Source organism: Rhodococcus ruber (assembly GCF_027270735.1).
GTDB lineage: Bacteria > Actinomycetota > Actinomycetes > Mycobacteriales > Mycobacteriaceae > Rhodococcoides > Rhodococcoides rubrum_A.
Genome location: NZ_JAPWIJ010000006.1, coordinates 17717 through 31261, shown reverse-complemented (window position 1 = coordinate 31261; position 13545 = coordinate 17717). Strand labels below are relative to the sequence as shown.

At 64.3% G+C, this 13545-nt stretch carries 12 protein-coding genes; 10 read left to right on the top strand and 2 right to left on the bottom strand.

Annotated features, from left to right (window positions below):
• Positions 1–86: 86 nt before the first annotated feature.
• From O4220_RS14930 to O4220_RS14890, 9 genes are all read left to right on the top strand, one after another.
• On the top strand, positions 87–1448 hold the full coding sequence (locus tag O4220_RS14930; RefSeq protein ID WP_269605497.1) for a DUF6779 domain-containing protein: 1362 nt from the start codon (positions 87–89) through the stop codon (positions 1446–1448).
• 114 nt (positions 1449–1562) lie between these two features.
• On the top strand, positions 1563–2477 hold the full coding sequence (locus O4220_RS14925; RefSeq protein WP_269605495.1) for a Rossmann-like and DUF2520 domain-containing protein: 915 nt from the start codon (positions 1563–1565) through the stop codon (positions 2475–2477).
• Positions 2474–3382 (top strand): pantoate--beta-alanine ligase, encoded by a 909-nt coding sequence (panC, locus tag O4220_RS14920; RefSeq protein ID WP_269605493.1) that lies wholly within the window; start codon positions 2474–2476, stop codon positions 3380–3382. The genes O4220_RS14925 and panC overlap by 4 nt, the downstream gene beginning before the upstream one ends.
• A gap of 4 nt (positions 3383–3386) precedes the next feature.
• On the top strand, positions 3387–3818 hold the full coding sequence (gene panD / locus O4220_RS14915; RefSeq protein ID WP_269605491.1) for an aspartate 1-decarboxylase: 432 nt from the start codon (positions 3387–3389) through the stop codon (positions 3816–3818).
• A 4-nt stretch (positions 3819–3822) separates the two neighbouring features.
• A complete protein-coding gene (locus tag O4220_RS14910; protein WP_269605490.1) occupies positions 3823–4620 on the top strand; it encodes a type III pantothenate kinase in 798 nt (265 codons plus the stop codon).
• Between the two features lie 160 nt (positions 4621–4780).
• A complete protein-coding gene (locus O4220_RS14905; RefSeq protein WP_269605487.1) occupies positions 4781–5350 on the top strand; it encodes a cysteine dioxygenase in 570 nt (189 codons plus the stop codon).
• An 11-nt stretch (positions 5351–5361) separates the two neighbouring features.
• Positions 5362–5784, top strand: a complete 423-nt coding sequence (locus O4220_RS14900) for a rhodanese-like domain-containing protein (protein WP_269606289.1) — start codon at positions 5362–5364, stop codon at positions 5782–5784.
• A 36-nt stretch (positions 5785–5820) separates the two neighbouring features.
• On the top strand, positions 5821–7344 hold the full coding sequence (gene lysS, locus O4220_RS14895; RefSeq protein ID WP_269605485.1) for a lysine--tRNA ligase: 1524 nt from the start codon (positions 5821–5823) through the stop codon (positions 7342–7344).
• A gap of 274 nt (positions 7345–7618) precedes the next feature.
• On the top strand, positions 7619–10159 hold the full coding sequence (locus O4220_RS14890) for an ATP-dependent Clp protease ATP-binding subunit (RefSeq protein ID WP_269605483.1): 2541 nt from the start codon (positions 7619–7621) through the stop codon (positions 10157–10159).
• 125 nt (positions 10160–10284) lie between these two features.
• Here O4220_RS14890 and O4220_RS14885 read toward each other — a convergent pair whose 3' ends face one another.
• Together O4220_RS14885 and O4220_RS14880 are read right to left on the bottom strand one after the other, a co-directional pair.
• A complete protein-coding gene (locus O4220_RS14885; protein WP_269605481.1) occupies positions 10285–11610 on the bottom strand; it encodes a serine hydrolase domain-containing protein in 1326 nt (441 codons plus the stop codon).
• 65 nt (positions 11611–11675) lie between these two features.
• Entirely contained in the window at positions 11676–12863 is a 1188-nt protein-coding gene (locus tag O4220_RS14880) for a lipase family protein (RefSeq protein WP_269605479.1), read from the bottom strand.
• A 111-nt stretch (positions 12864–12974) separates the two neighbouring features.
• Here O4220_RS14880 and O4220_RS14875 point away from each other — a divergent pair, with 111 nt between their 5' ends.
• On the top strand, positions 12975–13412 hold the full coding sequence (locus tag O4220_RS14875; RefSeq protein ID WP_032401489.1) for an OsmC family protein: 438 nt from the start codon (positions 12975–12977) through the stop codon (positions 13410–13412).
• Positions 13413–13545: the final 133 nt, after the last annotated feature.

The following is a 13545-nucleotide window of genomic DNA, read 5'->3' as shown; positions in this document are numbered from 1 at the left end:
CGAAACATTTGATTGTTACCTCGGTTGTGTAAGTGATCGGTCGAGGATGACTATTTGCGAACGGGTTGCCAGTTACCCTGGTGAACATGACAGATCAGACTCGCGCAAAGAAGGGGCGCCGAAACAGGCGTAGTGCGAGCCAGCTGTTTCTTGCGGCGCTCGTCGTGTTCGGCATCGTCGCCAGCGTGTTCCTGCTGTTCACCGAGAGTGTGCAGTGGATGAGGGTCGGCGTTCTCTCGGCGCTGTGGGCCGCCGTGATCGGTGCTTTCGCAATGACCAAGTACCGACGGGAATCGGCTGCGGACCAGACCAAGGCCAAGGATCTGCAGACGGTCTACGAGTTGCAGTTGGCTCGTGAGATTTCGGCGCGACGCGAGTACGAGATGAGCGTCGAGGCCCGGGTTCGTAGCGAATCGCGAATGGAGATCGACGAAGTCGCAGCATTGCGCAACGAACTCGCCGCGCTCCGCCAGAACCTGCAGGTGCTGTTCGACGGCAATCTGCCGACCGAACGCGTCGCGTTGCGGGCCGAGGCGATGAGAATGCAGGAGCTCGGCGGTCGGCGATACGACAGCTACCAGCCTGCGCCGTCCGGACTGTACGTACCCGGTGGTGGGAACGGTAACGGTCCGACGGCCGCGGGCACCGGGCTCAACGGCGTCGGAACTCCCTACGACGAGCCCGTCACGGCCGAGACGTCGGTGGTGTATCCCGAAGGACCGGACGAGATGCCGCAGGCCACCGCCGCGCAGGGTTCGTACGCCGAGAACTCGTTCGAGACCGATTCGTTCGAGACCGAGGAGCCGAGCTACGACGCGTCGGCAACAGCTGTGGACGAGGTAGATGCTTACGAGCACCCAGTAGCGCGGCCGCGTCCGTACAGCGCGCCGAGACCTGCCGCGCGAGTGACTCCGCCCAGCTCGCCGTTCACGGCATACAACTTCGAGCAGACGCGTCCGCCGGCAGCGGAGCCGGAACCACAGGACTACGAACCTCGGCCCACCGCGGAAACGTACGAGGCCGAGACCGATGCGGCCGATGAATACCATGCCGATGAAAACCAGGCCGCGGAGTCCTCGACCCCTGTCGAACCTCGGCAGTCCGAGTATTCCGAGGCCGAGCCTGCAGCTGACGACGTTTCGGACCCTGCGTACGGATCGGACTCGGCTCGCGACGGCGACTCCTACCCGGCTTCCCGTAGTGCATTGCGCGAATCAGCGGATGCGTTCTTCTCGGTCGATCGGGATTACCAGACTCCAGCCGTGGATACGTCCGCCTCGCCTCGTCGCGGTCGCAGGCGTGCCGAGTCGACCGACGAGGATGCCACCGGCGCACACTCGAACGGCCGATCCGTCGCGGAGATCATGGCAGGTCTGGCCGGCGGCGACTCGGCCGACACCACGACCACCGACCCCGGGACGCGTCGCCGTCGTCGTCGCGCAGACTGAGAACCAGATCACTCCGTCCGTCTATGGCCTTGCAGAGGTCATGATCGCTATTGTTTCCTGCAGGACGTCTGGTACCCGCCGCGCGGGACTGGAACGAACGAGAGGAAGTTTTCGGTGACCTCATCAGGGTTCACTGGTGGTCTGTCTCCGGCTCGATTGACGGTGGGTGTCGTCTCGGCCGGGCGGGTAGGTACTGCATTCGGTGAGGCGCTCGAACGCGTCGGTCACGTCGTAGTCGGTGCCGCCGCCGTGTCGGACGCGTCGCTTGCTCGGGTCCGCGACCGGTTGCCCGAGTCGCAGGTTCTGCCGGTCGACGAGGTGGCTCGCCGCGCGGAACTGCTCATTCTTGCTGTCCCCGACAGTGAATTGGCGTCGATCGTGGCCGGCTTGGCAGCCACGGGAGCGGTGGCGCCGGGGAAGCTCGTGGTGCACACCTCCGGTGCGAACGGGGTGTCGGTGCTCGAACCGCTCGCCGCGCTCGGTGCCGTACCCCTCGCGATCCATCCGGCCATGACGTTCAGCGGCAGAGCCGAGGACACCGACCGGATGACGGCGGCGTGCTTCGGCATCACCGCCGGCGACGAGATCGGTTACGCCGTCGCGCAGGCTCTGGTGCTCGAGATCGGCGGTGAGCCGGTACATGTGGCGGAGAACAATCGTGCGCTGTACCACGCTGCCCTCGCGCACGGTAGCAATCATCTCGTCACACTCGTGGTCGACGCGGTCGAAGCGCTTCGAGTTGCGTTGGCCGGACCGGGTTTTCCTGGTTCCGATACCGAACGTGGTGTGCCCGAGCGTGTTCTGGCTCCGCTGCTCGAAGCAGCTCTGGACAACGCCCTGCGAAACGGGCAATCGGCGCTCACCGGCCCGGTGGCCCGAGGCGATACCGCAGCCGTCGGTAAGCACCTCGACGTGCTCGAGACCGTGGATCCTCGGATCGCCGCCGGGTACCGGGCGCTGTCTCTTCGGTCTGCGCAGCGCATCGGTGCAAGGGCAGACCTGATCGAACTTCTGGAAGGGAAGCAATGACCCTCGCGGGCAGCTACACCAAGGGGCAGTTGACAGTTCATCACGATCCTGCGGTGATCACGTCGGTGTCCAAGGCCTTACGTGGTGTCGGCAAGCAGGTTGCGCTGGTGCCGACCATGGGTGCGCTTCACGCCGGTCACCTGCAATTGGTGCGCCAGGCAAAGCTCACGGGCGCGGTGGTCATCGTGTCGATCTTCGTCAATCCGCTTCAGTTCGGGGTCGGCGAAGATCTCGATGCCTACCCACGAACTCTCGACGCCGATGTCGCGTTGCTCCGCGAGGAGGGCGTCGAGCTGGTCTTCGCGCCCTCGGTATCGGATATGTATCCGTCGGGTCCGCGCACCACCGTCAATCCCGGACCGCTCGGAGCGGAACTCGAAGGTGGCAGCAGGCCAACGCATTTCGCGGGCATGCTCACCGTCGTCGCCAAGCTGCTGCAGATTGCGACCCCCCATCGCGCGTACTTCGGGGAAAAGGACTACCAGCAGCTGACGCTGATTCGGCAGATGGTGCGAGATCTGAACTTCGACGTCGCCGTCATCGGCGTACCGACGGTGCGCGAGCAGGACGGTCTCGCACTGTCCTCGCGTAATCGATATCTGGACCCCGAACAGCGTGATGCGGCGATGGCGCTGTCGGCTGCGCTGGTGGCCGGGGCGCATGCTGCGGCAGGTGGCAGTGAGGCCATCATCGCCACCGCGCGTGCCGTACTCGACGAGGCTCCGCTGGTGCAGGTCGACTACCTCGAAGTGCGCGACCCGCATCTCGGCCCGGCTCCCGAGCGTGGAGACGGAAGACTGCTCGTGGCGGCCAAGGTGGGCACCACCAGATTGATCGACAACGTCGGTGTCGCAGTCGGCACCGGCTTCCTCGAATACCCGGACGATCCGAAAAGTGGAGAGTGACACGATGTTTCGTACCATGATGAAGTCCAAGATCCATCGCGCCACCGTCACACATGCAGACCTGCACTACGTGGGCTCGGTAACCGTCGATCAGGATCTGATGGAGGCTGCCGATCTGCTCGAAGGCGAGCAGGTCACCATCGTCGACATCGACAACGGTGCTCGACTCGAAACGTACGTGATCACCGGTGAGCGCGGCAGCGGTGTCATCGGAATCAACGGGGCTGCAGCTCATCTGGTCAATCCGGGCGACTTGGTGATTCTGATCGCCTACGGGGTGATGAACGAGCAGGAAGTTGCCGACTACGCGCCGCGGGTGGTGTTCGTCGACCAGAAGAACCGGCCGGTCGAACTCGGCAGCGATCCGGCTCATGCGCCTGCGGGCTCGGGTCTGATCACTCCGCGCGATCTCCGGGCCGATGCCGTGCTGGTCTGATTCGATGCTCCTCGCGATCGATGTGCGCAACACCAGTACCGTCGTCGGGCTGTTCACCGGTACCGGTGATCACTCGAAGCTGCTGCGGGACTGGCGCATTCGAACCGATCCTCATGTGACAGCCGACGAGCTGGCGCTGATGTTGCGTGGGTTGCTGGGAGCCGATGCGGAACAGATCACCGGAATCACTGCGCTGTCGACGGTGCCGTCGGTGCTGCGCGAGATGCGCACCATGCTCACGCGCTATTGGGATCATGTGCTGCACGTGGTCGTCGAACCCGGCGTCCGGACCGGAGTGCCGCTGCTGGTGGACAATCCCAAAGAGGTCGGAGCCGATCGGATCGTCAATACCCTTGCCGCGCACGATCTGTACGATTCGGCGTGCATCGTGGTGGATTTCGGCACCACCACCTGCGTCGACGTCGTATCTGCCAAGGGGGAATTCCTCGGCGGTGCCATTGCGCCCGGGCTCGAAATGTCGGCGTGGGCGATGTCGACCCGAACCGCCACGCTGCGCGAGGTGGAGATGGTCCGGCCACGGTCGGTGCTGGGCAAGAACACCGTCGAGTGCATCCAGTCGGGCACCATCTTCGGGTTCGCGGGCCTGGTGGACGGTCTCGTCGGACGGATCAGGCGCGAGGTGCCCGAGGTCACCGGTTCGGACGTCGCGGTCATCGGCACCGGAGACATCGCGGCGCTGATCCTGCCCGAGTCGACCACTATCGAGCATCACGAACCGGACCTGACGCTCGAGGGACTGCGACTGGTCTACGAACGGAACATGGCACGGCGTCCACGCTGAATGTCTTCGGTGCCGTCCGCGCTGAGTGTTTCGGTGAGTGGGTAGCGCATCGGGCGTCGGTGTGCCAGAATCGTCGGCGTGATGACGTGCATGGCCACCCAGGAGTGTTGTCGAGGCTGACCGCTGCCTCGTTCGTCACACACCCCTGGAGTAGAGCTTCATGCTTTCCACACCTGTATTTTCTGCACCCTCCCGACCCCGATCGTCCTCACGGTCGGTCTCGACATTGCCGACTCGGCTGCGTCCTCCCGACCTTCTTCGGATCACCGATCAAGGCGCATCGGATGTTCTCGAAGGTCGTTTCGACCACCTGCTACCCGGCGGTGGACGGTGGCCTACCGACGAGCGCTGGGCCACTCGCCTGCACTCGGACGACGATCTGGACGTCTGGTTGATCAGCTGGGTTCCCGATCGGTCCACCGAACTGCACGATCATGCCGGATCGCTCGGTGCCTTGACTGTCCTGAGCGGTTCTTTGCTCGAATACCGCTGGGCGGGAACCGAACTGAAGGAACGGCATCTCGACGCGGGAGATCAGGCGGCCTTTCCGCTTGGATGGGTGCACGACGTGATGCACGATCCGGCGTCGAACACGACCGGGCCCACTCTCAGCGTGCACGCCTACTCGCCGCCGCTGACGGCGATGTCCTACTACGAGGTGACCGAGCGCGCGACTCTGCGCCGCACCCGCAGCGAGCTCACCGACGAACCCGAGAAGGCCACGCGATGACCATTCACACCATGACCGTTGTCGAAATGCTGGAATCCGCTCGCGAGACCATCGACCGCACCACCGTCTTCGAGCTGCGCGACGCCGTCGACCGCGGTGCTGTCGTGATCGATATCCGCCCGCAGGCCCAGCGAGCAGTCGAGGGAACGCTGCCGGGCGCGCTGGCCATCGAACGCAACGTTCTCGAATGGCGTCTGGATCCCACCAGTGACGCGCGTCTGGCGATCGCCACCGACCACGACGTCGAGTGGATCGTCATCTGCTCGGAGGGCTACACCTCCTCGCTCGCGGCCGCGTCGCTCAAGCTGCTGGGTCTGCACAAGGCCACCGATCTGGTCGGCGGCTATCAGGCCCTCAAATCGGCCGGGCTGCTCGGAGTATTGACGCAGGCCAAGCACTGCGTTCGTGAGGCAGAGGCCGTCGCAGCGCACTGATCGTCCTTACAGCGTTGCGCTGTAAAGTGTGTGCGCGTGAGTGATACAGCTTCTACCCAGCCGGCCGACGACACCCCGGAGCAGCTACGGATTCGTCGTGCCAAGCGCGCTGCGCTGCTCGAGCGCGGGGTCGAGGCGTACCCGGTGTCGGTTCCGCGGACCCATTCCCTGCTCGAGATTCGCACCGAGTTTCCCGAGCTCGAAGCCGACACGACCACCGGTCTGATCGTGGGAGTCGTCGGCCGCGTCATCTTCGTCCGCAACACCGGCAAGCTGTGCTTCGCCACGCTGCAGGAGGGAGACGGTACCCAACTGCAGGCGATGATCAGCCTGGCCGGCGTCGGCGAGGACGCCCTGGCGGCGTGGAAGGCCGACGTGGACCTCGGCGACTTCGTCTTCGTACACGGAGAGGTGATCAGCTCCCGTCGCGGCGAGCTGTCGGTCATGGCCGACGCATGGCAGATCGCATCGAAGTCCTTGCGGCCGTTGCCCGTCGCGCACAAGGAACTGAGCGAAGAGACGCGCATCCGGCAGCGCTACCTGGATCTGATCACGCGTCCGGAAGCCCGGGAGACCGCACGCAAGCGCATCGCCGTGGTTCGCGAACTACGCAACGCGCTCGAGCGCCGCGGCTTCCTCGAGGTCGAGACACCGATGCTGCAGACGCTGCACGGCGGCGCCGCGGCCCGGCCGTTCGTCACCCATTCCAATGCCATGGACACCGATCTCTACCTCCGGATCGCGCCGGAGCTGTTCCTCAAGCGATGCGTCGTCGGCGGCATCGAGAAGGTCTTCGAGATCAATCGCAACTTCCGTAACGAAGGCGCCGACTCCTCGCACTCGCCGGAGTTCGCAATGCTCGAGACGTACGAGGCCTACGGTACGTACGACGATTCGGCGACGATGACGCGTGAACTCGTCCAGGAAGTGGCCGTGGCTGCGCTCGGGTCGACGGTCGTGACGCTGCCCGACGGCACCACCTACGACCTCGGCGGCGAATGGACGACGCTGGAGATGTACCCGTCGTTGTCCGAATCGCTCGGGTTCGACGTCACCCCCGACACCACCGTCGACGAACTGCTCGCGATCGCGGACAAGGTCGGGCTGGACGTGCCGCGCAAGGATGGCGTCCCGATCTACGGCCACGGCAAGCTGGTCGAGGAGCTGTGGGAACACCAGGTGGGTGACGCGTTGACCGAACCGACGTTCGTGCGCGATTTCCCCGTCGAGACGTCCCCGTTGACCCGGCAGCACCGCAGCAAGCCCGGCGTCACCGAGAAATGGGATCTCTACGTTCGCGGATTCGAGCTGGCGACCGGATACTCCGAGTTGATAGACCCGATCATCCAACGCGAGCGTTTCGAGGACCAGGCTCGTCAGGCTGCGGCGGGCGACGACGAGGCGATGGTTCTGGACGAGGACTTCCTCGCCGCGATGGAGCAGGGCATGCCGCCGACCACCGGAACCGGCATGGGCATCGACCGTCTGTTGATGGCGTTGACCGGCCTCGGTATCCGCGAAACGATCCTTTTTCCGATCGTCAAGCCCTCTCAGGCCTGATCGGCAGGTAGAGCGCTGTTCGCCAGCAGCGGACATCGAATGGGAAACGTTTTGCATAGTGCCTGCGTTATGAACAGTAAGCAGGCAAGGCAGTCCGTATCTGCGGGCGGTTGCGCAGCATTTCAGGGGTGGAGGGTCGGCGTTCGTAACGTCGGCCAACTACAGTGAGTACCAGTCTTACCTTCAAATGCACAAGCGACCTCAGCGTATGGACACTGCGGCGCTAGAAGAACTGGTGGGCGAGCTACCACCCACCAAGAAGTGAGGGAGAGCGATGTTCGAGAGGTTCACCGATCGCGCGAGGCGTGTTGTCGTCCTGGCTCAAGAAGAAGCCCGGATGCTCAACCACAACTACATCGGCACGGAGCACATTCTGCTCGGCCTCATCCACGAGGGCGAAGGCGTCGCCGCCAAGTCCCTCGAGTCGCTGGGCATCTCCCTCGAAGGAGTACGCAGCCAGGTCGAGGAGATCATCGGCCAGGGCCAGCAGGCTCCGTCCGGTCACATCCCGTTCACCCCGCGCGCCAAGAAAGTACTCGAGCTCAGCCTGCGTGAAGCACTGCAGCTCGGCCACAACTACATCGGCACCGAGCACATCCTGCTCGGCCTGATCCGCGAAGGCGAAGGCGTCGCAGCTCAGGTTCTGGTCAAGCTCGGAGCCGACCTCAACCGGGTACGCCAGCAGGTCATCCAGCTGCTGTCCGGGTACCAGGGCAAGGAGCCGTCCGAGAGCGGCACCGGTCGCGGCGAGGCGGGCACCCCGTCCACGTCACTGGTTCTCGATCAGTTCGGTCGCAACCTCACCCAGGCCGCGCTCGAAGGCAAGCTCGACCCGGTCATCGGTCGCGCGAAGGAAATCGAGCGCGTCATGCAGGTGCTTTCGCGTCGTACCAAGAACAACCCCGTCCTGATCGGCGAGCCCGGCGTCGGTAAGACGGCCGTCGTCGAGGGACTGGCTCAGGCCATCGTCAACGGCGAAGTTCCCGAGACGCTCAAGGACAAGCAGCTCTACACCCTCGACCTCGGCTCGCTCGTGGCCGGCAGCCGTTACCGCGGTGACTTCGAGGAGCGCCTGAAGAAGGTGCTCAAGGAGATCAACACCCGCGGCGACATCATCCTGTTCATCGACGAGCTGCACACGCTCGTCGGCGCGGGTGCTGCCGAAGGTGCCATCGATGCCGCGTCGATCCTCAAGCCGAAGTTGGCTCGTGGCGAACTGCAGACCATCGGTGCCACCACCCTCGACGAGTACCGCAAGTACATCGAGAAGGATGCCGCACTCGAGCGTCGTTTCCAGCCTGTTCAGGTCGGCGAGCCGACCGTCGAGCACACCATCGAGATCCTCAAGGGTCTGCGCGATCGCTACGAGGCACACCACCGCGTCTCGATCACCGACGGTGCACTCGTTGCGGCCGCTACGTTGGCCGACCGGTACATCAACGATCGGTTCTTGCCCGACAAGGCAATCGACCTCATCGACGAGGCGGGCGCGCGGATGCGCATCCGCCGGATGACCGCGCCGCCAGACCTGCGCGAGTTCGACGACAAGATCGCCGACGCGCGCCGGGAGAAGGAATCGGCCATCGACGCTCAGGACTTCGAGAAGGCTGCGAACCTGCGCGACAAGGAGAAGACCCTCGTCGGTCAGCGTGCTGAGCGTGAGAAGCAGTGGCGCTCCGGCGATCTCGACGTCATCGCCGAGGTCGACGACGAGCAGATCGCCGAGGTCCTCGGAAACTGGACCGGCATCCCCGTCTTCAAGCTCACCGAGGAAGAGACCACTCGTCTGCTCCGCATGGAGGACGAGCTGCACAAGCGGATCATCGGTCAGGTCGAGGCAGTCAAGGCCGTCTCGAAGGCGATCCGTCGTACCCGTGCAGGTCTGAAGGACCCGAAGCGTCCGTCGGGCTCGTTCATCTTCGCCGGCCCGTCCGGTGTCGGTAAGACCGAGCTGTCGAAGGCTCTCGCGAACTTCCTCTTCGGCGAGGACGACGCGCTGATCCAGATCGACATGGGCGAGTTCCACGACCGCTTCACCGCCTCGCGTCTGTTCGGTGCTCCTCCCGGATACGTGGGCTACGAAGAGGGTGGCCAGCTCACCGAGAAGGTCCGTCGCAAGCCGTTCTCCGTCGTGCTGTTCGACGAGATCGAGAAGGCCCACTCGGAGATCTACAACACGCTGCTTCAGGTCCTGGAAGACGGTCGTCTCACCGACGGACAGGGACGCACGGTCGACTTCAAGAACACCGTGCTGATCTTCACCTCGAACCTCGGTACCGCAGACATCTCGAAGGCTGTCGGTCTCGGCTTCTCCTCGGGTGAAGGCACCGGGTCGAACTACGAGCGGATGAAGCTCAAGGTCAACGACGAGCTGAAGAAGCATTTCCGCCCCGAGTTCCTGAACCGTATCGACGACATCGTCGTGTTCCACCAGCTCACCCGCGACGAGATCATCCAGATGGTCGATCTCATGCTCAACCGAGTCGAAGGTGCGCTCAAGAACAAGGACATGGCGATCGAGGTCACCGAGAAGGCCAAGTCGTTGCTCGCCAAGCGCGGATTCGACCCCGTACTGGGTGCCCGGCCACTGCGTCGCACCATCCAGCGCGAGATCGAGGACGCCCTGTCGGAGAAGATCCTCTTCGGCGAGATCGAAGCCGGCCAGATCATCCTGGTCGACGTCGAGAACTGGGACGGCGAAGGCGCAGGCGAGGACGCGAAGTTCACGTTCCGCGGCGAGAAGAAGGCCATCATCGTCCCCGACGAGGTCCCGGTCGATCTGGCCAAGGCCACCGGAGACAGCGACAGCGAGTAAGTTTCACAGTTCACCCCAACGGGCGATCCTCTTCGGAGGGTCGCCCGTTGTCGTATGTCTGCCCATTGTCCGCCGACCCGCCGACCCGCCGACCCCTCCGCTTTGTGGATCAATGTGGATTTCAGTCAGTCAGACTGCAACAAAGGCGCATTGATCCAGACCCGAGGGACGAGGGCAACGGCGATGACCGCAAGTTCGGCGAGCACGATCCAGAACAGCAGGGTCATATCCGGAGCCCAGCGGGAAAGGGTCGAGATGGGGGCACCGGCGAGCATCGGCATCCCGAAGTACAGCACTCCTCCGGCAGCGACGGCCATCAGGATGTGTGCGGGTGCCCAACGGCCCGGGGCGGTCCTGATGCGAAGCAGGATTCGTCCTGCGCACAGTGCGAGCAACACCGCGAGTGTGCTCGACGCGATCAGCGCGATCTCGTACATGCCGAGGCCGGTGCTGCGGGGTTCGTCGATTCCGAGTCGGTTGAGAACGAGTGAGCGGGCAGCCGAAGCCAGTCTTTCGGCCTCGAGTTCGCCGTATCTGTTGGCGGCGAACACCACGGCCAGATGGCGGTCGGGAATGAGCGCAACATGCGTGAAGTAGCCGGGAACCGCCCCCGAATGCCATCGCATCTCGGTACCGTCGGGCAGCGTTTCGACGTACCACCCGTATCCGTATGCCGTGCCCGAGCCCGTCGGCACCGTGTCGAGACTGTTCGACGCCGGGTCGGTCAGTTGCCGTGCCGCGTAATGCGAGAGTTCGTCGATCGAACCGCCGAGGTAGCCGTAGCCTAGTCCGGCGGCATCGATCCCGGTGTCGATGCGTCGGGGTAGTCCGAAGAAGGGAACGTGTCCGGGCGTGACGGTACCCACGGTGTGCACTCCGGTTTCACGAGCCACGACGTTCGCGAACGGTTCGGCAGTGATCTTCTCGACGATTGCCTGCAGCAGTAGGTAATTCAGGCTGGAGTATCGGAAACTGCCGCGCTCGGCGGCGGCGACATCGAGGGCGGGTACGACGTCCAGTGCTGAGTCGGTTCGTCCCCACCCGTCGAGCTGGGCAACGTCGTGGGGGAGTCCGCTGGTGTGGTGGACCAGGTCGCTGATCGTGACGTCCTCGGGAAGAATCGAATCACTCTCCGGAAGAACCGAATTCACGGTGTCACCCAGATCGAGGCGCTGTTGCGAGGCCAGCGAGCGCACCGTCGCTGCCGTCACCGACTTCGATACCGAACCCCAGACGAACGGCGTGCCGTCGTCGATCGGGGCACCGTGTCCGTCCACCCCGTACTCGACGTTCTCGATCACCTCGCGTTCGGAGACGACTCGGAACGCCACTCCAGGCAGGCCCAGATCCTCGGCGATCACCGCGATGTCCGACGCGCTGCCGTCGTCGGAGATGGTTGGGGTTGCGGTCAGAACTGCTGCAATGGTCAGGAGGGCGTGCACGATGCGCATGGATGGAGTGAACCAACGTCACCGAGGTCGGCGCCTCGGTGAACACCCTGATTTCACACCTGAGATCAGCTGTTGTGAACCAGGCCGTCGATCCAGGGCAGGACGTCGGAGTATGCGGCCAGGGCCCCGGGGAGGTGGTTCGCGCCCTTGTAGGGGATGGCCGGAAACTCGTACTCGCGATAGGTGACCCGGGCACCCAGATCCTGCCAACGCTCGAGCAGTGTTCGACTCTGCGCGACGGGCACGGTGTCGTCCTCGACTGCATGCGACAGGTACACCGGCATGGTGGGGGCGATGCGGCCGACGGTGTTCGCTGCGGTCACCTCGGCGAAAGCCGGGTTGCTCAGCTGCTCGATCAGTGGTCGGCCGTCGCGGGTGAGTTCGCTGGTGTGCACGATGTCGGTGGCCGCGCGGTCGGTGGTGCACCAGTTCTGCGCTGCATCGAGCGCGGCATTGCCGTCGGAGTCGAAGAGGCTGCGGATGCTCTCCGCTCGTTCCGGGTAGGAGTTGATCATTCCGTCGACGGCGAAGAGCACGGCGCTACCGAGAGTCGTGTTGTCCAGGTTGTCGATGTTGAGCGTCGGATCTGCCGGTGGTGCACCGACATATGCCCCGACGACATCGAGGTCCGGTGCGTAGGTGGCAGCAATTTCGGCAGCGGCCCCCGACGCGAATCCGCCTTCGGAGTAGCCGAACAACACGACCGGGGTGGTGGGGTCGACGTCTGCCGCTCTGGCTGCGTCCAGCAGAGCGTGACCCGAGGCGAGCCGGTTCAGATACGTGTGTCCGCCGGGAGTGCCCAGCCCCTGATAGTCGGTTGCGACGACGCGGTACCCGGCCAGGAGCAGCGGCAGGATGGCCGGGGACGACCCGACGGTGCCGAGAACTGCCGATCCGGCGCAGCGGTCGGCCATGCCGGAGGTGCCGGGCGCGTAGGCGATCACCGGCCGCGGGCCGGGGCCGGGCCACGGGGCGGTGGGGGTCATGGAGTATCCGGACACGACCATGGGTTCGTCGCGGGTGTCGTTGGACCGATAGAGAATGCGTTCGATATCGAAGCCGAGTCCGAATCCCTTGGGTGAGGTGACCGGCTTGGTCCTCACGAGCTCGCCGGGGGCTGCCGCGGCGATGGTCGGCACGGGCGCGTCGTAGAAGTCACGCAGTGAATCGGCGCTCGCGACCGGGGTCGATACCACTGCGCTCGCCAGCAGCACCGTCGACGCGATCGCCAGTGCGTGCACGCACTTCTTCATCTGTTGCACCCTTCGTGTCGAGATTCCCGCACTCGATGGCTCGGCCGTGCCGCCGACGTTAGCCTGAGTATCGGTCCTACACAGGGTCGACAACGAAAGGACTGAAGTTCGATGCCAACTCGTACCTCACGCACAGCTTGGAACGGCACTCTCGAGCAGGGTTCCGGCCAGGTAGAGCTGTCCAGTTCCGGCGCAGCGACTTTCGACGTGTCGTTTCCCAAGCGCGCCGCCGAGAACGCCGACGGCACCACCAGCCCCGAGGAACTGATCGCGGCTGCTCACTCGAGTTGCTACGCGATGCAGCTGTCGGCCCTGATCGCCGAGGCGGGCGGTACCCCGCAGAGCCTCGAGGTCACCGCCGACGTTTCGCTCGGTCCCGACCAGCCCGGTTTCAAGTTGACGGGTATCAAGCTGACCGTTCGAGGCGAGGTCGACGGTCTCGACGCAGATGGGTTTGCGAAGGCTGCTCAGGCCGCAAAAGAAACGTGTCCCGTCAGCAAGGCGCTGACCGGCGTGGACATCACCTTGGATGCGTCTTTGGAGGGCTGAACGGGCGCGGTGCCCGATGTGAGACTGGCGAACGATCGTCAGGTTTGAAATAGTTCGTCAATTGACCCATCTACAGATGATTCGGTGACGAATCGAGGTCAAACGTCGGGTTCGATCGGCTGTTGCGCACGTT